Origin of the sequence: Cohnella xylanilytica (assembly GCF_014212175.1) — a bacterium.
In the GTDB taxonomy this organism is placed as follows: Bacteria; Bacillota; Bacilli; order Paenibacillales; family Paenibacillaceae; genus Cohnella; species Cohnella xylanilytica.
Genome location: NZ_JACJVR010000063.1, coordinates 19,474 through 40,502, shown reverse-complemented (window position 1 = coordinate 40,502; position 21,029 = coordinate 19,474). Strand labels below are relative to the sequence as shown.

Annotated in this window: 20 protein-coding genes; all 20 read left to right on the top strand. The window is 62.9% G+C overall.

The features are described 5' to 3' along the window. Positions 1-22 precede the first annotated feature (22 nt). The 20 genes from accC (at position 23) to H7B90_RS16185 (ending at position 20,910) form a co-directional block, all read left to right on the top strand. Positions 23-1,393 (top strand): acetyl-CoA carboxylase biotin carboxylase subunit, encoded by a 1,371-nt coding sequence (gene accC, locus H7B90_RS16280; RefSeq protein WP_185136950.1) that lies wholly within the window; start codon positions 23-25, stop codon positions 1,391-1,393. A gap of 113 nt (positions 1,394-1,506) precedes the next feature. Continuing rightward, the gene (locus H7B90_RS16275) at positions 1,507-1,914 is read left to right on the top strand and encodes an Asp23/Gls24 family envelope stress response protein (RefSeq protein ID WP_185136949.1); all 408 of its coding nucleotides are present in this window, start codon (positions 1,507-1,509) and stop codon (positions 1,912-1,914) included. Between the two features lie 153 nt (positions 1,915-2,067). After that, a complete protein-coding gene (amaP, locus tag H7B90_RS16270) occupies positions 2,068-2,631 on the top strand; it encodes an alkaline shock response membrane anchor protein AmaP (RefSeq protein WP_185136948.1) in 564 nt (187 codons plus the stop codon). A gap of 15 nt (positions 2,632-2,646) precedes the next feature. Continuing rightward, a complete protein-coding gene (locus tag H7B90_RS16265; RefSeq protein ID WP_185136947.1) occupies positions 2,647-2,877 on the top strand; it encodes a DUF2273 domain-containing protein in 231 nt (76 codons plus the stop codon). 125 nt (positions 2,878-3,002) lie between these two features. After that, positions 3,003-3,488 (top strand): transcription antitermination factor NusB, encoded by a 486-nt coding sequence (gene nusB / locus H7B90_RS16260; RefSeq protein WP_185136946.1) that lies wholly within the window; start codon positions 3,003-3,005, stop codon positions 3,486-3,488. Continuing rightward, positions 3,485-4,342, top strand: coding sequence for a bifunctional methylenetetrahydrofolate dehydrogenase/methenyltetrahydrofolate cyclohydrolase FolD (gene folD / locus H7B90_RS16255; RefSeq protein WP_185136945.1), 858 nt, complete (start codon positions 3,485-3,487; stop codon positions 4,340-4,342). The genes nusB and folD overlap by 4 nt, the downstream gene beginning before the upstream one ends. A 20-nt stretch (positions 4,343-4,362) precedes the next feature. Further along, the gene (xseA, locus tag H7B90_RS16250) at positions 4,363-5,727 is read left to right on the top strand and encodes an exodeoxyribonuclease VII large subunit (protein WP_185136944.1); all 1,365 of its coding nucleotides are present in this window, start codon (positions 4,363-4,365) and stop codon (positions 5,725-5,727) included. Continuing rightward, the gene (gene xseB / locus H7B90_RS16245) at positions 5,717-6,031 is read left to right on the top strand and encodes an exodeoxyribonuclease VII small subunit (protein ID WP_185136943.1); all 315 of its coding nucleotides are present in this window, start codon (positions 5,717-5,719) and stop codon (positions 6,029-6,031) included. Before xseA ends, xseB begins: the two co-directional genes overlap by 11 nt. Positions 6,032-6,034: 3 nt before the next feature. Beyond that, the gene (locus H7B90_RS16240; protein WP_185136981.1) at positions 6,035-6,943 is read left to right on the top strand and encodes a polyprenyl synthetase family protein; all 909 of its coding nucleotides are present in this window, start codon (positions 6,035-6,037) and stop codon (positions 6,941-6,943) included. Positions 6,944-7,280: 337 nt separating this feature from the next. Next, complete coding sequence (gene dxs, locus H7B90_RS16235; protein WP_185136942.1) at positions 7,281-9,170, top strand: 1-deoxy-D-xylulose-5-phosphate synthase; 1,890 nt, start codon at positions 7,281-7,283, stop codon at positions 9,168-9,170. An 8-nt stretch (positions 9,171-9,178) separates the two neighbouring features. Continuing rightward, positions 9,179-10,039 (top strand): TlyA family RNA methyltransferase, encoded by an 861-nt coding sequence (locus tag H7B90_RS16230; protein WP_185136980.1) that lies wholly within the window; start codon positions 9,179-9,181, stop codon positions 10,037-10,039. 380 nt (positions 10,040-10,419) lie between these two features. Continuing rightward, positions 10,420-10,887: a hypothetical protein gene (locus H7B90_RS16225; protein ID WP_185136941.1), complete on the top strand. Its 468-nt coding sequence runs from the start codon at positions 10,420-10,422 to the stop codon at positions 10,885-10,887. After that, on the top strand, positions 10,884-11,333 hold the full coding sequence (ahrC, locus tag H7B90_RS16220; RefSeq protein WP_185136940.1) for a transcriptional regulator AhrC/ArgR: 450 nt from the start codon (positions 10,884-10,886) through the stop codon (positions 11,331-11,333). The genes H7B90_RS16225 and ahrC overlap by 4 nt, the downstream gene beginning before the upstream one ends. A 36-nt stretch (positions 11,334-11,369) precedes the next feature. Then, on the top strand, positions 11,370-13,055 hold the full coding sequence (recN, locus tag H7B90_RS16215) for a DNA repair protein RecN (protein ID WP_185136939.1): 1,686 nt from the start codon (positions 11,370-11,372) through the stop codon (positions 13,053-13,055). 131 nt (positions 13,056-13,186) lie between these two features. Next, positions 13,187-14,515 (top strand): SpoIVB peptidase, encoded by a 1,329-nt coding sequence (spoIVB, locus tag H7B90_RS16210; RefSeq protein WP_185136938.1) that lies wholly within the window; start codon positions 13,187-13,189, stop codon positions 14,513-14,515. Positions 14,516-14,752: 237 nt separating this feature from the next. Next, positions 14,753-15,568 (top strand): sporulation transcription factor Spo0A, encoded by an 816-nt coding sequence (gene spo0A / locus H7B90_RS16205; RefSeq protein ID WP_185136937.1) that lies wholly within the window; start codon positions 14,753-14,755, stop codon positions 15,566-15,568. 341 nt (positions 15,569-15,909) lie between these two features. Continuing rightward, positions 15,910-17,460 (top strand): gamma-glutamyltransferase, encoded by a 1,551-nt coding sequence (ggt, locus tag H7B90_RS16200; protein WP_185136979.1) that lies wholly within the window; start codon positions 15,910-15,912, stop codon positions 17,458-17,460. A 14-nt stretch (positions 17,461-17,474) separates the two neighbouring features. Further along, the gene (locus H7B90_RS16195) at positions 17,475-18,695 is read left to right on the top strand and encodes an amidase (protein ID WP_185136936.1); all 1,221 of its coding nucleotides are present in this window, start codon (positions 17,475-17,477) and stop codon (positions 18,693-18,695) included. Then, the gene (locus H7B90_RS16190) at positions 18,692-19,549 is read left to right on the top strand and encodes a fumarylacetoacetate hydrolase family protein (protein ID WP_185136935.1); all 858 of its coding nucleotides are present in this window, start codon (positions 18,692-18,694) and stop codon (positions 19,547-19,549) included. Before H7B90_RS16195 ends, H7B90_RS16190 begins: the two co-directional genes overlap by 4 nt. A gap of 185 nt (positions 19,550-19,734) precedes the next feature. Continuing rightward, positions 19,735-20,910 carry a peptidylprolyl isomerase gene (locus H7B90_RS16185; RefSeq protein WP_185136934.1) on the top strand — a complete coding sequence of 392 codons (1,176 nt, stop codon included), beginning with the start codon at positions 19,735-19,737 and terminating at the stop codon, positions 20,908-20,910. Positions 20,911-21,029: the final 119 nt, after the last annotated feature.

The window sequence follows — 21,029 nt, the reverse complement described above, 5'->3', positions numbered from 1 at the left end:
CATCAAAGGGGGATTTCTTGCCTTGAAAATTCAAAAGATCTTGGTGGCCAACCGCGGCGAGATCGCCGTTCGCATCATTCGCGCCTGCCGCGAGCTCGGCATCTCGACCGTAGCGGTATTCTCCGAAGCGGACCGCGAATCTTTGCACGTCCGCCTGGCCGATGAAGCGTATTGCATCGGGCCGACGGCCTCCAAAGACAGCTACCTGAACCTGACGAACATTATGAGCGTCGCGACTCTGACCGAATGCGACGCCATTCATCCCGGATACGGCTTCCTCTCGGAGAACGCCGACTTCGCGGATATTTGCGAGACTTGCAACATCGCGTTCATCGGCCCTTCCGCCGACGCGATCAGCCGGATGGGCGACAAGTCCGTCGCCAAGCAGACGATGAAGCAGGCCGACGTTCCGGTCATTCCGGGCTCCGACGGTCTCATCGAGGATATCGAAGAGGCGGTGCGGGTCGCCCGCGACATCGGCTACCCCGTCATCATCAAGGCGACGGCCGGCGGCGGAGGACGCGGCATCCGGCTCGCGGACGACGAGGAGATGCTCGTCCGCGAGATTACGACCGCGCAGCAGGAAGCCCAGAAGGCGTTCGGCAACTCCGGCGTCTATCTCGAGAAATATTTGACGGGCATGAAGCACGTCGAGATCCAGATCATCGCCGACAAGCACGGCAACGTCTGCCACTTGGGCGAACGCGACTGCTCCGTGCAGCGCCGGCGCCAGAAGCTGGTCGAGGAAGCGCCTTGCCCGATCATGACGCCCGCGCTTCGCGAGCGGATGGGCCAGGCGGCCGTCCGCGCCGCGAAGGCCGTCAACTATTCCGGGGCGGGCACGATCGAATTCCTGCTCGGGCCGGACGGGCAATTCTACTTCATGGAGATGAACACCCGCATTCAGGTCGAGCATCCCGTCACCGAGATGGTCACGGGCATCGACCTGATCAAGGAGATGATCTCCATCGCGGAGGGCGAGCCTCTCTCGTTCACGCAGGAGCAAGTGAGGTTCGACGGCGCCGCGATCGAATTCCGCATCAACGCGGAGGACCCGGACCGCAACTTTATGCCGTCGCCGGGCCGGATCGGCTTCTACCTGCCGCCCGGAGGGCCGGGCGTTCGGGTGGACAGCGGGGCGTATCCCCAATACCTGATCTCGCCGCACTACGACTCCATGGTCGCGAAGCTGATCGTCTGGGCGCCGACCCGGGCGGAAGCGATCGCCCGCGGACGCCGGGCGCTGAACGAGTTCATGGTCGAGGGCGTCAAGACGACGATCCCGTTCCATTTGAAGCTGCTCGACCATCCGGTTTTCAACAAAGGCACGTTCGATATCAAGTTCCTGGAGGAGCACGATATCAACCGCCCGGAAGAAGCCGAAGCGGAATAATCGTGGACGAAGTACAAGGTTTGTCATAAATCTTCGGCAATGCTATAGTATGGATAGTGATATGGACGCCGCTACCGGCGGCGTTCATCGCATGAAGGAGGTGGATTTGAGCAATGGAGACATTGGTGCCTGATTACGAACGGACCGAGATGGGAACCATTCAAATCGCTCCAGAGGTTATCGAAGTCATTGCCGGATTGGCGACGGTCGAGGTGGAAGGCGTCGCGGGCATGAGCGGAGGAATCTCCTCCGGGATCGCGGAATTGCTGGGACGGAAGAATCTGTCCAAGGGCGTGAAGGTCGAGGTCGGCCAGAAGGAAGCCGCCGTCGACGTCAATATCATCGTGGAATACGGCAGACGCATTCCCGAGATCGCCGCGGAGATTCAGCGCAACGTTCAACGCTCCATCGAGACGATGACGGGCCTGAACGTCGTCGAAGTGAACGTACATATTCACGACGTGCACTTCAAGCAGGCTGACAAAACAGAAGAAGACGAATCGCATACGCGTGTCCGATAACGCGCTCGCCAAGGTCGACTCCTTGGCCGCGCATTGCCTCCGGCTAGCGGATGCCGGCGCCATGGTGGCCGTTCTCGTGCATGGGGACGGCCGTCGGGCGCCTTTTCGCAAGTCGGGGGTCATTTGGTTTGTCATGACTGGAGGAGACGCACGTTGATCAAAGTGTTGGACAGGTTGCTCTTGTTCGTATTCAGTTTGGCGGTCGGGGCGGCGTCGGTCGTGGCGATCGTCGTGGCGTGCGGAGGGTTCGATAGCGGCTTCCTCAAGGACGTCGTCGACGATGCGACGGGGGGCAGCCGGGCCGTACAAGGCACGGTCATCGTCGTCTCGGTCGTGCTGCTGCTGATCAGCCTTCGCTTCTTCATCGTCTCCGTCGCGCGCGGCGGCAGCAACGCGCCGTCCATTAACCAGCGCACGGAGCACGGCGACATTCGGATCTCCGTCGAGACGGTCGAGAACATCGCGCTCAAGGCCGCTTCGCGCACGCGGGGAGTGAAGGACCTGCGGGCGAGGGTGCGCGCCGTCGAATCCGGCCTGCAAATCACGATCCGCGCGTTCGTGGACGGGGAGACGCCGATTCCGACCCTGTCGGAAGAGATGCAGAAGACGATCTCCGAGCAGATCGAGGAGACGACCGGCATCCCGGTCGCCGAGGTCTCGGTCTATATCGCCAACGTGACGCAAGCGCCCGCCACGTTCAAGAGCCGCGTGGAATAGGGAGGACTGCCGCCCATGTGGAAAATGTGGTGGGATACGTACGGGGGACGGGCTACCGGCGTCGCCGCGGGACTCTTTTTCTTTTTTATCTACTTGTTAAGCGGGTTCTGGGATATGCTGTTCTGCGCGCTGCTGGTCGCGGTCGGCTACTGGATCGGGAAGGCGAAGGACGACCGGAGCGGGCCGCTCGTGAATTGGAGCCGGCTGACCGACTGGTTGACCGATCGATGGCCTTGGTCCCGGTAACCGGAGGTTCCTGCCCTTGAACGGCCTATGGCGGGCCTTCCGGCCGCCGGAGACGACGGCCGAATCCTTCGGCATGCGGGGGACGGCTAAACGCATTGATTACACGGCATTGGATCGGAGGATTCATGAAACGCAGATTGGCTAGGGAGATAGCGGTACAGAGCCTGTACCAAATGGAGATGAACGAGGTCGAGGGCCAGATTGCCGTCGATACCGTCATGGAAGAAGCGCGCCACGACAACGAGATCGAAGCGGACGTCAGCGGACTCGGGGCGATCGATTCGTTCACCCGCGAGCTGGTGGCGGGCGTGCAAGAGAAGCGCGAGGAGATCGACCGGCTGCTGGAGGAGTTCCTGACCGGCTGGCAGGTCGACCGGCTGTCCCGGGTGGACCTGCAGATTTTGCGGCTGGCCGCCTACGAGCTGGAGTTCCGGCCCGAAGTTCCGCCGAAGGTCGTCGTGAACGAAGCGATCGAGCTGGCTAAGCACTTCGGCACGGAAGAGTCCGGCAAGTTCGTCAACGGCGTCCTGGGCCGCATGATCCGCGAACGCGGCAAAGCTCCGGCCGCGGGCGAAGGCGCAGCCAACCATCGGGAGGGGGAACCGGAATGAGCGCTCAGATCATCAACGGCAAGCAGATATCCGATACGATTCGCGAAGAGATCAAGAACGAAGTGGCGGCCTTGCGGGAGAAGGGCGTCCGTCCCGGCCTGGCCGTCGTGCTCGTCGGGGAAGACCCGGCTTCGCAAGTGTACGTCCGCAACAAGGCGAAGGCGTGCGAGGACCTCGGCTTCTATTCCGAAGTGCACCGTCTGCCGGCGGAGACGAGCCAGGCGGACCTTCTCGCCCTCATCGAACGGCTCAACGGACAAGCCGACATCAACGGCATTCTCGTGCAGCTGCCGCTTCCGAAGCACATCGAGGAGAAGGCGGTCATCGACGCGATCTCGGTCGCCAAGGACGTGGACGGCTTCCACCCGATCAGCGTCGGCAACCTGATGATCGGCGACGATTCCTTGCTTCCGTGCACGCCGGCGGGCGTCATCGAGCTGCTGAAGCGGACCGGCAATTCGCCGGCCGGCAAGAAGGCGGTCGTCATCGGACGAAGCAACATCGTCGGCAAGCCGGTATCGCTTCTGCTGCTTCGCGAGAACGCGACGGTCACGATCGCGCATTCCCGCACGCCGAACCTGCCGGAAGTGGTCCGGGAGGCCGATATCGTCGTCGCGGCGGTAGGCGTTCCGAAGCTCGTGAAGAAGGATTGGATCAAGCCCGGGGCGGTCGTCGTCGACGTCGGGATCAACCGGCTCGACACCGGCAAGCTGTGCGGCGACGTCGATTACGACGAAGTCGCCGAAGTCGCCGGCTGGATCACGCCGGTGCCCGGCGGGGTCGGCCCGATGACCATCACGATGCTGATGGCCAATACGCTCAAGGCGGCGAAGACGGCGCACGGCATCGGCTAGCGGAAGCGGGGGCGGGAGAGATGGAACCGGCACGCGTGCTGAGCATCCGCGACGTCAATCGGTATATCAAGATGAAGCTGGAAGGAGATTCGAAGCTGCAGGACGTGTGGCTTCGGGGGGAGATCTCGAACTTTACCCGGCATTCCAGCGGCCATATGTATTTCACGCTCAAGGACGAGAGCGGCAGGCTGAAAAGCATCATGTTCGCCTCCCACAACCAGCGACTTCCCTTCATGCCCAAGGACGGCATGAAGGTGCTGGCCAGGGGAGGCGTGTCCGTCTATGAGAGAGACGGGCAGTATCAATTCTACGTGACGGCGATGCAGCCCGACGGCGTCGGCAGCCTGTATCTCGCCTTCGAGCAGCTCAAGCGCAAGCTCGAGGCGGAAGGGCTGTTCGCGGAAGCGGTCAAACGTCCCATTCCGCGGTATCCGAAGGCGATCGGCGTCATTACGTCGCCGACGGGGGCCGCGGTGCGCGACATTCTGATCACGCTGCAGCGCAGGCATCCGTCCGTGCCGGTGTTCCTGTATCCGGTATCGGTTCAGGGCACGGGGGCGGCGCCTTCCATCGTGAAGGCGATCGCGTCGATGAACCGGCTCGCCGAGGTCGACGTGCTGATCGTCGGACGCGGCGGCGGTTCGCTCGAGGAGCTGTGGGCGTTCAACGAGGAGGCCGTCGCGAGGGCGATTCGCGCCTCCGCCATCCCGGTCATCTCGGCCGTCGGCCACGAGACCGACTTCACGATCGCCGACTTCGCGGCGGATCTGCGGGCCGCGACGCCGACGGCGGCGGCCGAGCTGGCCGTGCCCCACGCCGCCGAGCTGCGGCAGGGGCTCAAGGCGGTGGAGCTGCGCATGGCCAAGTCGCTGCGGCTGCTGCTCGCGAAGAAGCGCGAGCGTTGGCAGCATTCGGCGCGCTCGCCCTTCTTCACGCAGCCCCGGCGGGCCTTGCTCGCCCGGGCCGAACAGCTCGACCGCCTGCGCGAGCGGCTCCGCTACCGCGCGGAAGGGCACCACGCCCGCGCGCGCGAACGGCTCGCGCGGCTGGGCGGCCGCCTGTCCGCGGCGAGTCCCGCGGAGCAGGCGGCCTACGCGCGCAAGCGGGCGGAAGCCGCCGCGCGCGGGCTCGATCTCGCGATGCGCGGCATGCTGCGCGAGCGGCAGAAGGGCTTCGGCGCGCTCGTCCGGCAGCTGGACGCGCTGAGCCCGCTCAAAGTCATGGCGAGAGGCTACAGCCTCGCCTACGACGAGGAGGAGAAGAAGCTGATCCGCAGCATCGGCGAAGTGCAGCCCGGCGACTTGATCAAGGTGCGGCTCGCGGACGGCAGGCTCGATTGCCAAGTATGGGGATTGCATGGGGAGGAGATCTCGGATGGGAACTAATTCGGAAGCGAACGGGTTGACGGACAAGCCGGTCCTGGGAGACGGCGAGAACGCGATCTCGTTCGAAGAGGCCATGGAGAGACTGGAGAGAATCGTATCCCGTCTGGAGAGCTCGGACGTACCGCTCGAGACGGCGATCGAACTGTACCAGGAAGGCATGGCGCTCTCCCGGTTGTGCGGCCAGAAGCTCGAGCAGGTCGAGCGGAGGATCGAGATGCTGGTGGAGGACGAGAACGGCGTGCAGCGCAAGCCGTTCGCCCCGCAGCGAGACGAATCCGGTACGGATAAAGGAGAGTCCTTCTGAGTGATGCAGCTAGCGAACATCGACAGCTACGTTAGAATGCGGCGGGAACGGGCGGAAGCGGCCCTGCGCGATGCCCTGCCCGCCGATTGGCGCATCCCTTCCCGGCTTCGGGAAGCTGCGCGCTATTCCTTGGAAGCCGGCGGGAAGCGGCTTCGTCCGGTTCTCGTCATGGCGGCGGCCGAGAGCGTCGCCGGCAGCGAAGAGGCGGTCGAGAAGGCGCTTCCGTTCGCCGTCGCCGTCGAGATGGTGCACACCTATTCGCTTATCCATGACGACTTGCCGGCGATGGACAACGACGATCTCCGCCGCGGCCGGCCGACCAACCACAAGGTGTACGGCGAAGCGATGGCGATTCTGGCGGGCGACGGCTTGTTGACGCACGCCTTCTACGTCGCCGCCCAGGCGGCCGGCCGAGGCGTGCCGGCGGCGCGGGCGCTGGCCGTCGTCTCCGAGCTCGCGCGATACGCGGGCTTCCCCGGCATGGTCGGGGGACAAGCCGACGACATGCTGGGCGAGCAAGGGATCACGTCGCTCGAGGAGCTGGAGAATATCCACCTCCACAAGACGAGCGACCTGATCGCGTTCTCGCTTAGAGCCGGAGGCCATGCGGCCGAAGCGGACGACCGCGCGCTGGACGCCCTCGGTCTGTACGGCCGCAACGTCGGGCTCGCGTTCCAGATCCAAGACGACATCCTGGACGTTACCGGCGACGAGGCGAAGCTGGGCAAGCCGCAGGGAAGCGACGAGAGGCAGGGCAAGGTGACCTATCCTTACCTGATCGGGCTGGACGAGAGCCGCAGACGCGTCGAAGCGTTGACGGAGGAAGCGATCGGGGCGATCGCGTCCGCCGGACTGGCCCGGGCGGATCTGCTCGAGGGGCTCGCCCGGTACGTCATGCGGCGGGATCATTGATCGGAAGAGGCATTCGGCGCATGGCCGCTTCGCGCGCGAACCGAAGCGGGAATGGGCCGAATGCCTTTTTGCTTGCGAGGCTGCGCTATCGCGGCGGGCATCGGCCGGCGGAGGCGACTCCGGGGCCGGCGAAGTCCGCAGCGGCAAGGCCGCACGGCCGCGCGAGGGATCGAGCCGCGTCGATATTCGCCGAATTTGGAAGGCGAACCCTTGGGCTTTGAATTCCGGATATGCTATAATAGGCGTAATATCCAACTTCAAGGAGACGGCGAACATTCGTTTCGGACCTACGTTCCAAGCGACGCCAGCGCCGAATCGGGGAAAGTGGGGAACTTAATTGCTGCTCGATCGCATCGACAGTCCGGCGGATCTGAAGAAGCTTGCCTTATCCGATCTTCCGCTATTGGCACAGGAGATCCGTCAATTTCTAATCGAGAAACTATCCGCAACCGGAGGTCACCTGGCGCCCAACCTGGGCGTCGTGGAGCTGACTCTGGCTCTTCATTATTTGTACGACAGCCCTCGGGACAAGTTCATCTTCGACGTCGGCCATCAGGCTTACGTGCATAAGATTCTGACCGGCCGCATGGGCCGGTTCGACACGCTGCGCCAGAAGAACGGGCTGTGCGGCTTCGTCAAGCGGGCCGAGAGCGAGCATGACGTCTGGGAAGCCGGCCACAGCAGCACGTCCTTGTCGGCGGCCATCGGGATGGCGATCTCGCGCGACCTGAAGGGCGAGTCGAACAAGGTCGTCGCGGTCATCGGCGACGGCGCGCTCACGGGCGGCATGGCGCTGGAGGCGCTCAACCATATCGGGCACGAGAAGCGCAAGCTGACGGTCGTGCTCAACGACAACGAGATGTCGATCGCCCCGAACGTCGGCGCCCTGCACAACTACCTGGGCAAGGTCCGTTCCGACAAGACGTACCGCAAGGCCAAGGAAGAATTCGAATCGCTGCTGCGCAAGATTCCGGCGGTAGGCGGCAAGCTGGCGAAGACGGCCGAACGGTTCAAGGACGGGTTGAAGTACCTGGTCGTTCCCGGCATGCTGTTCGAGGAATTCGGATTGAAGTACTTCGGGCCGGTGGACGGCCACGATATCGATAAATTGCTCGAGACGTTCCGTCAAGCGGACAAGGTGGACGGTCCCGTGCTCGTGCACGTGCTGACGGTGAAGGGCAAGGGCTATTCCCCGGCCGAAGCCGACTCGCACAAGTGGCACGGCATCACCCCGTACAAGATCGAATCGGGGCAAGTCGTCAAGCCCGTCGGGCCTCCGATGTACACGGAAGTGTTCGGCAACGCCTTGATCGAGCTCGCGGAGAAGGACGAGAGAATCGTCGCCATCACGCCCGCGATGCCGGGCGGCTCCGGGCTTCTCGGCTTCGCGAAGAAGTTCCCGGACCGGATGTTCGACGTCGGCATCGCCGAGCAGCATGCCGCCACGATGTCGGCGGCGCTCGCGATGGAAGGGCTGAAGCCGGTATTCGCCGTCTATTCGACCTTCCTGCAGCGCGCGTACGACCAGGTCGTGCACGACATCTGCCGGCATAACGCCAACGTCATCTTCGCCATCGACCGCGCGGGGTTCGTCGGCCCGGACGGCGAGACGCACCAGGGCGTGTACGATATCGCGTTCCTGCGGCATATTCCGAACATCGTGCTGATGATGCCCAAGGACGAGAACGAGCTGCGGCGCATGATGAGAACCGCCGTCGATTACGACGACGGCCCGATCGCGATCCGTTACCCGCGGGTGAACGGACTCGGCGTGCCGATGGACGAAGACCCGATGCCGATTCCGATCGGCCAGTGGGAGACCGTTCGCGAAGGCGATTACGCCGCCATTATCGCCATCGGACCGATGGTCCAGGTGGCGGAGGAAGCGGCCGAGCTGCTCAAGCGCGAAGGGATCGGCATCCGGGTCGTGAACGCCCGCTTCGTGAAGCCGCTGGACGAAGAGATGCTGCTCGGCCTGGCCGAAGAGCGTCTCCCGCTGCTCGTGCTGGAAGAGACGGCCATCGCCGGCGGTCTCGGCGGAGCGGTGCTCGAATTTTACGCCCAGCGCCAGATTCACCACATGTCGGTCAGCCTGGCCGGCATTCCGGACCTGTTCATCGAGCACGCCAGCATCAAGGAGCAGCGCGTCGAGGCGGGCTTGACCGCGGAGAATGTCGTCCAAGAGCTGCGCTCCAAGGTCGCGCGCGTTCGGCAGAAGGCGACGTGACGACGGGAATGAACGCGACTTCGAAGGAACGGCTCGACGTCCTGCTCGTGGAGCAAGGCTATTACGAGAGCCGGGAGAAGGCGAAGGCCGCCATTATGGCCGGTCTCGTCTTGATCGGCTCCGAGAAGGTCGACAAGCCCGGCACGAAGGTGCCGCGGGACGCGGCCATTACAGTCAAGGGAGCCCCCCACCCCTACGTCAGCCGGGGCGGCTTGAAGCTCGAGAAGGCGATCCGCCACTTCGGCATCGACCTCGCCGGAGCGGTTATGCTCGACATCGGAGCCTCGACCGGCGGCTTCACCGATTGCGCCCTTCAGAACGGAGCGGCGTTCGTATACGCCTTGGACGTCGGCTACAACCAGCTGGACTGGTCGCTGCGCCAGGACGAGCGGGTCCGCGTCATGGAGAGGACGAACTTCCGCCACGTGACGCCGGATCAGCTCGACGGACCCCGCCCGGGCTTCGCGACGATCGACGTCAGCTTCATCTCGCTGAAGCTGATTCTGCCGGCGCTGGCGCCGCTGCTCGTTCCGGGTGGAGGGACCGTCGCCCTGATCAAGCCCCAATTCGAAGCGGGCCGGGAGCAGGTCGGCAAGTCCGGGGTCGTGCGCGATCCCGGCGTCCACGAAGCGGTCGTCCGCGACGTGCTGCGGTTCGCCGGCGAACTGGGCTTCGAGCTTCAAGGATTAACGTACTCCCCGATTACCGGAGGGGAAGGCAACATCGAATTTCTGGCGTATTGGCTGCTCCGCGATCGGGATTCCGGTTCCGCGGGCGGCGAGCCGGTCTCGATGGGCGAAGATCAATTATCGGGCCTCGCCCGACAAGTCGTGCAGGAGGCCGCCTCCGCGTTCCGCGGGAACGGCTGACCCGACGCCCGACGACATGGGTCCCGACACCCGGAGCTGCCGAAGAACGGCCGTCACGATAACGGTTCGCTTCTCCCCGCGAGCTCCGGTTTTTTTACGATCCGGCTCTTTTTACGATCCAACGATTTATGCGATCCGGCTAGATGAACGATCCGCGAGCAAGAGCCGCGCGACGTCGGCGACGCCTATTCGCCCGCTGCATGACACCTGCGCACTTCCAAGGCGCTCCCGAGTTCGAATCGTAACCGTTAAGCCGCAACCGGCATGAAGCGTACGCCGGAAATCCCATTCGCGCCGACCCGAGAGGAGATCGGCGTTCCCGCCTCGAATTAGTGTAGGGCGCCCGCACAAGCGCGGCGTCCCGCAAGGAGGCGATGAGGGTGGCTCAATTCGGAGATTGGATCGTTTTTCTCGTGGCCGTAGGTCTGCTCCTGTGGTGGATATGGCGTCGCTTCGACAATTGGCTGCACGCGCCTCCGGGGTATCGCATTCGCAAGCTGGCCAAGGCCGGCGGAGTCGAGCCCGACGAGACGGTGGATCTGCTCGAGGAGAACGGGTACGAGGTGCTCTCCGGCAAACACCGGATTCCGCTCGCCGTCTCCATCGATGAAGGGCCTCTTCAGCCGACGCGGCTCTTCTTCGATTATTTGGCCGTCAAGGAAGATAAATACTATTTGGTGAAGCTGGACAAGTCCCGAATGCCGCTCGAATGGACGGCCAGCGGACTGAGGGAACGGCTTCTCGTTTACGCGCTGCTGTTCCCCGAATGCGAAGGAATCATCGTTGCGGATCCGAAGGATCGACTCGTACGGACGGTGCGATTCAAAGTGGAGGATGAGAACGGATGAAAGGTCAAAGGCAGAGGAAAATCCGCGAAATGATCGGCTCGAGGGAGATCGAGACGCAGGAGGAGCTGGTGGAGGCGCTGCGCAGCGAAGGCGTGCACGTCACCCAGGCCACCGTCTCGCGCGACATCAAGGAGATGCAGCTGATCAAGGTCCCGTTGGAGGACGGCCGGTACAAATATTCGATGCCGCACGATCAGCGGTACAACCCGGCGCTCAAGCTGAAGCGCGCCCTTGTCGATCACTTCGTGCAGGCCGAGGCGGCGGACAACCTGGTCGTCGTGAAGTGCCTTCCCGGCACGGCCAATACGATCGCGTCGCTGATCGACGGCATGGATTGGCCGGAGATCATGGGCTCGATCAGCGGAGACGACACGACGCTGCTCATCTGCCGCTCGAAGGACCAAGGCTCTCTGCTGGTCGATCGGATTCACGAGATGATCCGGTAACGCCGCGATCGTCATAGCCGTCGAAGGAGGATACTCATGCTTCAAGAGCTGTCGATACGGAACTTGGCCGTCATCGAGAATATTTCCGTCGAATTCCATCAAGGCTTCCACGTGCTGACCGGGGAGACCGGCGCGGGCAAATCGATCGTCATCGACGCGCTGGCTCTGATCGCGGGAGGAAGGGGCTCCGCCGACATGATCCGGCACGGCTGCGACCGGGCGGACATCGAGGCGGTATTCGACTTGCCTTCGGGACACCCGGTCTGGGAGACGCTGCGCCGGCTGGGCATTCACGCGGAAGAAGAGGAAGCGCTCGTGATCCGCAGGGAGCTGTCGCAGCAGGGGAAGTCGTCCTCCCGGATCAACGGGCAGAGCGTTACGCTCACCATGCTGCGCGAAGTCGGCGAGCACCTGGTCAACATTCACGGCCAGCACGAGCATCAGTCGCTGCTGCGCACCGAGCGCCATCTGGAATGGCTCGATCAGTACGCGGGCGACGTGATCGCCGGCTTGAAGCTGGAATACCAAGAGAAATACGACGCTTATCTGCGGATCGTACGGGAACGGAGGGAGCTTGAAGATACGTCCCGGCAGCAAGTGCAGATGCTCGATCTGTACCGGTACCAGCTGGAGGAGATCGCCGACGCTCGGCTGAAGCCGGGAGAAGACGAAGCGCTTCAGGAAGAGAAGCGCAAGCTGTCCCACTCCGAGAAGCTGGCCGAGGCCGCCGCCGAAGCGTACGAGCTGCTGAACGGGCCGAAGGGGCTGCCCGCGATCTCCCGCGCGATCTCGAAGCTCGAGGAGATCGTGAAGGTGGACCCGGGCGCGGTTCAGCCTCTGCTCGAGCAGCTGCAATCCGCCTATTACGGGGCGGAGGACGTCGTGTTCCAGCTGCGGGGCTACCGCGAAGGAATCGAATTCAATCCCGAGCGGCTGGCTTATCTCGAGGAGCGGCTCGACCTGCTGTACGGGCTGAAGCGCAAGTACGGAGAGACCGTCGCCGATATTATGGCCTATAAAGAACGAATTCAAGCGGAGACGGAGAAGCTCGACAATCGGGAAGAACTGCTTAAGGCTCTTACGGAGAAGGAGCGGATCGTCCGGGGCGAGCTCGTCGAGCTGGCCGACGTGCTGTCCGGCATTCGCCGGGACGCCGCGAAGAGCCTGTCGCAGGCGATCGTGAACGAGCTGCGCGACCTGCAGATGGAACGGACCGCCTTCGAGGTGAAGCTGGAGAAGACCCAGTTGACGCCGACCGGAACCGACGTCGCCGAATTCCTGCTCTCCACCAACCCGGGCGAACCGCCGAAGCCGCTTGCCAAGATCGCGTCGGGAGGCGAGATGTCGCGCGTCATGCTCGCGCTGAAGGCGATCTTCGCCCGCATCGACCGGATTCCCGTCCTCGTCTTCGACGAAGTGGATACGGGCGTGAGCGGCCGGGCCGCGCAGGCGATCGCCGAGAAGCTGTCGCGCCTGTCGGCGCATTGCCAGGTGTTCGCCATCACGCATCTGCCGCAGGTCGCCTGCATGGCGGATCATCCGTACGAGATCCGCAAGCAGGTGAGGGAGGACGGCCGCACGTCGACCTCCGTCCGGGAGCTCGTCGGCGCCGACCGGGTGGAAGAACTCGCCCGCATGCTCGGAGGCGTGGAAGTAACGGAAAAAACCCGACATCACGCTCAGGAAATGCTGGTGCTCGCCGAACGTCAAAAAAACGCGTAACGGCGCGAAAAAAGCCGTATTCAAGGAAGCTTGTGGGCAACATAAAAGGGGAGGGGCACGGTTACCTTATAGGTACGTTGCCGGGCCGGATTCGTCGGCGCCGGGATAGACTGTAAGGGAGCGTGGGATTGTTGAACCGTAAGCCTAAGGTTAGACGCAGCTTCGGCATCCTTCTCGTACTTTTCATGTGCCTTGCCGTAACCTCCGCTCCGTTAAGGCATTACGCGGCTTTTCCGAACGAATTGCGGCTGTTCCAGGGACAAGCGAAGGATCTCCACTTCGCGATGCCGGTTCACGCCCAAGGGACGCTCGACCCGAGCGTGGCGGCGGTCAACGGCTCGACTCGGTCGACGTTCCCCGTCAATCTGAACGAGCCCGTATCCATACAGCCGAAGAGAAGCGGGGAGACGGAGCTTCGCTTGAAGCTGTTCGGCAAAATTCCGTTCAAGACGGTCAAGCTGCAGGTCGTTCCCGACCTGAAGGTGGTGCCTGGCGGACAGACGATCGGCGTCAAGGTGAAGTCGGCAGGCATCATGGTCGTCGGCCACCATCTCGTGCAGACGGGGCCGAACACCCGCCAATCTCCGGGCGAGGACGCGAAGCTGAAGCTTGGGGACTTGATCGTAGCCATCAACGGCAAACCGCTGAACGACGTCTCCAAGGTCGCGAGCTTGGCGGACGAAGCGGGCAAATCCGGAGTGCCGCTCCAACTGGACGTGAGAAGAGGCAAGATGACGTTCAAGACGAAGCTGTCTCCGGCCTTCGATCAAGAGGATCAGGCATGGCGGCTCGGATTATACATTCGCGATTCCGCGGCCGGTGTCGGCACCCTTACGTTCTACGCGCCGGATCAAGGCGTTTACGGGGCACTCGGCCACGTCATCACCGATATGGACACGCAGACTCCGATCAGCGTCGGCAGCGGGCAGATTTTGCAATCCAACGTCCTCTCCATCTCGAAGAGCCAGAGCGGCGAACCGGGGGAGAAGCGGGCGACCTTCATCAAGGAAGGCAAGACGCTGGGCAACGTGGAGCGGAATACCCCGTTCGGCATCTTCGGGCGGATGAATCGCCTTCCGGAGCACGCGCTTCATCAAGATCCGGTACCGGTGGCGTTCTCCGAAGAAGTGGAAGAAGGTCCGGCCGAGATTCTGACGGTCGTCAACGGGCAGAAGGTCGAACGGTTCAACATCCAGATCGTTCACGTCTCCAAGCAGACGAGCCCGGCGACGAAGGGAATGGTCATTCGGATCACGGACCCGAAGCTTCTGGAGAGAACCGGGGGCATCGTGCAAGGGATGAGCGGCAGCCCGATTCTGCAGAACGGCAAGCTGGTCGGCGCCGTCACCCACGTCTTCGTGAACGATCCGACTTCCGGATACGGCTGCTTCATCGAATGGATGCTGCAGGACGCGGGGATTATGCTGAAGCCGGAGGAAGCGACATCTAAGGCGGTTTAACGCCTTGGGTGTTTGCTTTTACGGGAAGCAATTTCAATTTCCGAACATTTGTCGAAATACTGCGAAAAAGCGCGTGTAATGACATAAATTAATAATTATATTCGATATCCTCAAAAAAATAAAGATTTTAATTTTTGCGACAGAAGGAATTGCTATCCCTATGTCGAATTCGGTTAGCATAGGAACGCCTGACGTTTCTTGAACCCATCTTACGGTACAGAAAGGGAGGACCAGACCTTGCAGCGGATCGAAGTATTTCTGGCTGACGACAACCGAGAATTTACGAATTTGTTGTCCGAGTATATTGAAGAACAGGATGACATGACGGTCATCGGAGTGGCGTACAACGGAGAAGAGGTCATCCGTCAGTTGGAAGAGAACAGGCTCGTTCCGGATGTGATGATCGTCGATATCATCATGCCTCATCTGGACGGCCTTGGCGTACTGGAGAAACTGCGGGAGCTGAACTTGTCGCCGATGCCGAAGATCATCATGCTCACCGCTTTCGGTCAAGAGAACATAACTCAGCGGGCGGTGCAACTAGGGGCTTCCTACTACATACTCAAGCCGTTCGATATGGATGTGCTGGCCAACCGGATTCGCCAATTGGCCGGATCCCAAGTGTCGGCATCCTCCTCGCCGACGATCTCTTCGACGGGCTCCGTCAGCCGTTCGAACATCGTTCCGATCGGCAAGCCGAAGAATCTGGATGCCAACATTACGAGCATCATCCATGAGATCGGCGTTCCGGCCCATATCAAGGGCTATCAATACCTTCGCGAAGCGATCACGATGGTGTACAACAACATCGAGATTCTCGGCGCGATCACGAAGACGCTGTACCCGGCTATCGCCGAGAAGTTCAAGACGACGCCTTCCCGCGTCGAACGCGCGATCCGCCATGCGATCGAGGTCGCCTGGACGCGCGGCAACATCGACAGCATCAGCCACCTGTTCGGCTACACGATCAATATCGCGAAGTCGAAGCCGACGAACAGCGAATTCATCGCGATGGTCGCCGATAAGCTGCGCATCGAACACAAAGTCTCGTGAAAGAAGGAAGAATGACGTAGGAAAATAAGCAATCCCCGTCACTGCCAAGCGGCCGAGACGGGGATTTTTTAACGAATGCGACGCTCTAAGCGCACACCATCCGGCAGACCGCCCGGTCGAACCGGAGCGAGAACAAGCCGTGTTCGTCATCCTCCGTTTTTTGTTCGCGGAATGCAATGCAAGCGCTTGCAATTGGGTTCGATACAAAACGCTGCCTTATCGATTGACCCTCTCCGGGACGTCGATTACATTAGGGATACATTTTCAGCCGACTCCCGACGGACGAAGGCGGAGAGGGGAGATCCGGATTGCATGCCAAACCGGTTACCGGAACGAAAACGATGGTGGTCAGCCCCCACCACCTGGCCACCGCGGCGGGAGCCCGCATTCTTCAGAAGGGCGGCAACGCCTTCGACGCCGCCGTCGCGGTCAGCGCCTGCCTGGCCGTCGTCTATCCGCATATGACCGGCCTCGGCGGAGACGCCTTCTGGCTGACCTACGAACGCGGAGAGCGCGCGGTGCGCGTCTACAACGCAAGCGGCCGTTCGGGCCGGCTGGCGACGAGGGATCGGTTCGCGGACGAAGCGGAAATTCCGCGCAGGGGAATCCGCAGCGCGCTGACGGTGCCCGGCATGGCGGACGGCTGGTCGGCCGTCCTGAGCGAATACGGGCGGCTGACGCTGGCGGACGTTCTCGAGCCCGCGATCGGCTACGCCCTCGAAGGCTGCCCGGTCTCGCGGGACCTTCACGAGACGACCGCGGCGCGAGCGGACACGCTGCGACGGGAGCCGATCACGGCCGGCATCTACTTGCCCGGAGGACGCGTTCCGGCCATCGGCAGCCCGCTCGTGCAGAGGGAGCTTGGCGAGACGCTGCGGGCGCTTGCGGCCGGGGGGAGAGACGCCTTCTACCGGGGCGACGTCGCGCGCCGGATCGCGGCGTACGCGGCTCAGCATGGCGGTCTGCTCGCCTTGGAAGACTTCGAGAACTACCGGGGGCAATGGACGGCCCCGATAATCGGCAGCTACCGCGGCCACGAGCTGTATCAGGCGCCGCCCAATTCCCAAGGCTTCACCGGAATTCTGACGGCGCACATTCTCGAGAACTTCGATCTGAAGGCCGCCGGCCACGGAACGTTCGAATACTATCACCTGATCGTCGAGGCGATCAAGCGAAGCTTCGCCGACCGGGACCGTTACTTGACCGACCCGGACTTCGCCGACATCCCGCTCGATCGCCTTCTATCGAAGGAATACGCGGCGGAGCTGGCCGGCGGAATCGACCGGAAGCGGGCTCTCCCCGCCCGGACGGAGCCGGTCGGCAGCGATACGGCGTATGCCGCGGTCGTCGACGGAGAGGGCAACGCGGTATCCTTCATCCAGAGCCTGTATTTCGAATACGGCTCCGCGGCGACGGCGGGGGACACCGGCATCCTGCTGCAAAATCGCGGCTCGTTTTTCTCGCTCGATCCGAACCATCCGAACCGATTGGAGCCGGACAAGCGGACGTTCCACACGCTGATGCCGGCCATGGCGTTCCGGGACGGCGAGCCGTTCTTGCTGTACGGAACGCAAGGCGGGGAAGGGCAGCCGCAGACGCAGACGGCGCTGCTCACCCGTATGGTCGACTTCGGCATGGACCCGCAGTCGGCCGTCTCCGAGCCCCGCTGGGTGTGGGGACGGACGTGGGGCGAGCCTACGCAGGAGCTGAAGCTCGAGAGCCGGATCTCGGCGGAAGCGGTTAAGAGACTCGAGGAAGCCGGACATGCCGTACGCCTCGCGGGGGAGTACGACGGAATCGTCGGCCACGCGCACGCGATTCGCATTGACGGGAACGGCTTCCGTTCGGGAGGAACGGACCCGCGCTGCGACGGCGCGGCGATCGGATGGTAAAGGGGGGATGGATGATGAACGCCTTGAACGCCCATAACGCTTACGTGAGAGCCGACTTGACGGTCGAGCCGGAAGGGGAAGGAAGCCTGTCGGGACTCACGTTCGCGGTGAAGGACGTGTTCGACGTCGCGGGCCATACGAGCAGCGCCGGCAATCCCGATTGGCGGAGGACCCACGGTCCGGCGAAGCGCCACGCCCGCGCCGTGCGGCTGCTTCTGAAGCAAGGGGCGAGGCTTCGGGGCGCGACGATTACCGACGAGCTGATGTACAGCCTCCAGGGAGAAAATCACCATTACGGGACGCCGGTCAACCCGAGGGCGTCCGGACGCGTTCCCGGCGGCTCCTCGAGCGGCTCGGCGGTCGCGGTGGCGGCCGGAGACGCGGACTTCGCGCTCGGCACCGATACGGGAGGCTCGGTCCGCATTCCCGCCTCCTACTGCGGGGTATACGGCTTCCGTCCCGGCCACGGGGCGGTGTCGGCGGAAGGCGTCATTCCGCTCGCGCCAAGCTTCGATACGGTGGGCTGGATGAGCCGGGACGCGGAGACGCTGCTACGCGTCGGCCGAATTCTGCTCGAGAACGGGATAGAATCCGAATCCGAATCGGAATCGGAATCCGGCAGCGGCGCTGCCTGCCGGCTGTACCTGCCCTCCGAGGCTTGGGAGCTGGCGGAGCCGGGCGTTCGGCAGGCGCTGCTGCGGGAGCTCGCCTCCATCGCGCCGGGGATGAAGCCCGAGTCCGCCGAGCTGCCCGAGGGAAGCTTGGAGGCGTGGGCCCGGACGTTCCGAACGATCCAGGGCATCGAGATCTGGGAGCAGCACGGGCCGTGGGTCCGTTCGGAGAAGCCGGTCTTCGGCCCGGGCATCGCCGAACGGTTCCAATGGGCGAGCAGGCTGCCGTCCTCCGACAAGGAGCGCCTATACGGGATGAAGCGGACCGTCGGCCGGAAGCTGGACGAATGGCTGGGCAGCGATTCCCTGCTGGTCGTTCCGACCGCCACGGGGGAGGCGCCCCTGCTCCGCATGACGGGCGAGCAGACGGAGCTGCAGCGTTCCCGCACGATGATGCTGACCTGCATAGCGGGACTGAGCGGCCTGCCGCAAGCAACGGTTCCCGTCTTCTCCGGCAGAGGCAACCCGCTCGGGTTGTCCTTCATCGCCGGCAGAGGCCGCGACCTGAGCCTGCTCCGCTGGGTTCGAGACAAGCTCGCGGTGCGGGAAGGAGGAGGGCGATGAAGGCGGCATCGATTCGTTGGAACGGAACGGAGACGGCCGCTCTGGAATCCGCCGCCGGCTTCGTTCCGATCCGAACCGTGAACGAACGGTTAGGCGGAGCGTGGAGCTTGACCGCGGAGGAATGGCTGCAGCGCGGCGAGTGGGATCGGCTTCGCGATTGGTACCAACAAGGGGGAGCCGACCGGCTCGCGGAGCTTCCGGCCATTCCTATCGAGGAAGCCGATCTTGCGCCGCTCGTTCGCCGCCCTCGCAAAATAATCGGAGTCGGCATGAATTACCGGGAGAAGCTCGAAGAGCTGCGAGGCAACCGCGAAGGCGCCGATCCGGTCCTATTCGCCAAGCCGGATACGAGCCTGGTCGGCCCCGGCGGCCCGATCCGGCTTCCGAAGCAGTCGTCCCGCGTGACCGCCGAAGCCGAGCTGGCCGTCGTGATCGGCGCGGCGTGCAAGGACGCGGACGAAGCGGAGGCGGAGCGCGCCATCGCCGGGTATGCCGCCTCCCTGGACATGACGGCGGCCGACATTCTCGCAGACAATCCGAGGTACATGTACCGCGCGAAGTCGTTCGACACGTTCTGCAGTCTCGGCTCGCAGCTGGTCACGCCCGACGAGGCTCCCGCTCCGGAAGAGCTGTTCGTCGAGACTTGGCTGAACGGAACCGTCGCCCATCGGAATTCCGTCTCGAAGATGCTTTATCCGCCTTCGTACATCGTCTCGTTCGTCTCCCGGGTCATGACGCTGCTTCCGGGCGACGTCATTCTGACCGGCACGCCGGGATCGGTGCCGATCTCGCGGGGCGACACGGTCGAATGCCGGATCGTCGGTCTGCGTTCGCTCTCCCACCCGGTGCTCTGATGTCGTCTATCCTTCGACAGCCTCCAAGCGGACTCGTTCCGCTTTTTCGTTTTTTTTAAGTTATATTAAGGTATTCCGCTGAAAATTTGATATAGTGGAACAATGAGCTTTAAGACAAGCAAGACGCGAACGGCGCCGAAGACAGACCATGGCGTTCGAATTCATTAGAGGGGGACTTTAAGAGAATGAGCGAATTGAACAAGGATCCGCACAACAACCAGCCGGCCGAGGAATGGGAGGACAAGCCCGAAGCCGTGGAGGAAGCCGAGGCCGAGGGCGTCGTCGAATCCGCGCCGGCCCGTCCCGCGGCGGCGGCAGCGGCGGCTCAACCGGCGAAGCCGATGAAGGCGTGGCCGTGGATGGCCATCGCGGTCATCGCGATCGTCGCTCTCGTCGTCGTGCTCGTTCGCGAGTCCGGCGGCGCTTCTGGCAGCGAAGCCGTGGGCGAGCTGAACGGGAAGAAGATCACGGAATCCGAATTGTACGACGAGATGGTCAAGACGATGGGCGAGACCCAAGTCGGCTCTTCCCTCGACCAATTGATGACGATGCGCCTCATCTCCATCGAAGCCGAGAAGACCGGCAAGACGGTCAGCGACGCCGACGTCACCGCCTATATCGACCAGATCAAGAAGGAGAACGGGTTCGAGACGGACGAGATGTTCGAGCAGGCGCTCGCATCCAGCGGTCTGACGCTCGAGACGTTCAAGGAGCAGGTCCGGCCGAACATCGAGCTGCGCTACATCTTCGAGAAGAAGGAAGCGCCGACGGAAGATCAATTGAAGGCGTATTACGAGAAGAACAAAGAGAGCTTCGGCACGCCGGAAGAAGTGAAGGCGTCCCATATTCTGCTGAACACGAAGGCGGAAGCGGAAGCGGTGCTCAAGCAGTTGAAGGAAGGCGCCGACTTCGCCTCCCTCGCGAAGGAGAAGTCGCAGGATCCGGGCTCCAAGGACAGCGGCGGCGACCTGGGCTTCTTCCCGAAGGGCCGGATGAACGAGCAGTTCGAGACGGCCGCGTTCGCCTTGAAGAAGGGCGAGATGAGCGGCGTCGTCGAATCCCCGAACGGCTTCCATATCATTAAAGTGACCGACCGCAAGGAAGCCGTCGTGCCGACCTACGAAGAAGTGAAGCAGGAAGTCAAGAATAAGTACCTGGACGAGAAAGTCAACGAAGGCGCGTCCGCCTGGATCGCCGACGCGAAGAAGGAGCTCGGCTACAAGAACTACCTGACGAAGGAAGACGCGACCCAAGCGTCCGAGACTCCGGCTCCGTCGGCTTCGGCGTCGTCTTCGCCGGAAGCCTCATCCTCGGCTTCCCCGTCCGCTTCTCCGTCCGCCAGCTCTACGGCCAATCCGTAATCGGAATCGGCCGTCCAAGGAAGCCATTCCGGCAAGGCGTCGCCTTGCCCGGGATGGCTTCTTGCGCGTCCGCCCGCGAAAATAAGCATTGATCGCCTTCGCCGGAAGCCGCTATGATG

Excerpts from the sequence above, each read along its gene's own strand:
- H7B90_RS16195 (WP_185136936.1), top strand. The coding sequence starts at position 17,475 with ATGAACGCCTTGAACGCCCATAACGCTTACGTGAGAGCCGACTTGACG.
- H7B90_RS16275 (WP_185136949.1), top strand. The coding sequence starts at position 1,507 with ATGGAGACATTGGTGCCTGATTACGAACGGACCGAGATGGGAACCATT.
- H7B90_RS16240 (WP_185136981.1), top strand. The coding sequence starts at position 6,035 with ATGCAGCTAGCGAACATCGACAGCTACGTTAGAATGCGGCGGGAACGG.
- H7B90_RS16185 (WP_185136934.1), top strand. The coding sequence starts at position 19,735 with ATGAGCGAATTGAACAAGGATCCGCACAACAACCAGCCGGCCGAGGAA.
- xseA (WP_185136944.1), top strand. The coding sequence starts at position 4,363 with ATGGAACCGGCACGCGTGCTGAGCATCCGCGACGTCAATCGGTATATC.
- recN (WP_185136939.1), top strand. The coding sequence starts at position 11,370 with ATGCTTCAAGAGCTGTCGATACGGAACTTGGCCGTCATCGAGAATATT.
- H7B90_RS16265 (WP_185136947.1), top strand. The coding sequence starts at position 2,647 with ATGTGGAAAATGTGGTGGGATACGTACGGGGGACGGGCTACCGGCGTC.
- nusB (WP_185136946.1), top strand. The coding sequence starts at position 3,003 with ATGAAACGCAGATTGGCTAGGGAGATAGCGGTACAGAGCCTGTACCAA.
- xseB (WP_185136943.1), top strand. The coding sequence starts at position 5,717 with ATGGGAACTAATTCGGAAGCGAACGGGTTGACGGACAAGCCGGTCCTG.
- H7B90_RS16230 (WP_185136980.1), top strand. The coding sequence starts at position 9,179 with ATGAACGCGACTTCGAAGGAACGGCTCGACGTCCTGCTCGTGGAGCAA.
- folD (WP_185136945.1), top strand. The coding sequence starts at position 3,485 with ATGAGCGCTCAGATCATCAACGGCAAGCAGATATCCGATACGATTCGC.
- ahrC (WP_185136940.1), top strand. The coding sequence starts at position 10,884 with ATGAAAGGTCAAAGGCAGAGGAAAATCCGCGAAATGATCGGCTCGAGG.
- ggt (WP_185136979.1), top strand. The coding sequence starts at position 15,910 with ATGGTGGTCAGCCCCCACCACCTGGCCACCGCGGCGGGAGCCCGCATT.
- H7B90_RS16190 (WP_185136935.1), top strand. The coding sequence starts at position 18,692 with ATGAAGGCGGCATCGATTCGTTGGAACGGAACGGAGACGGCCGCTCTG.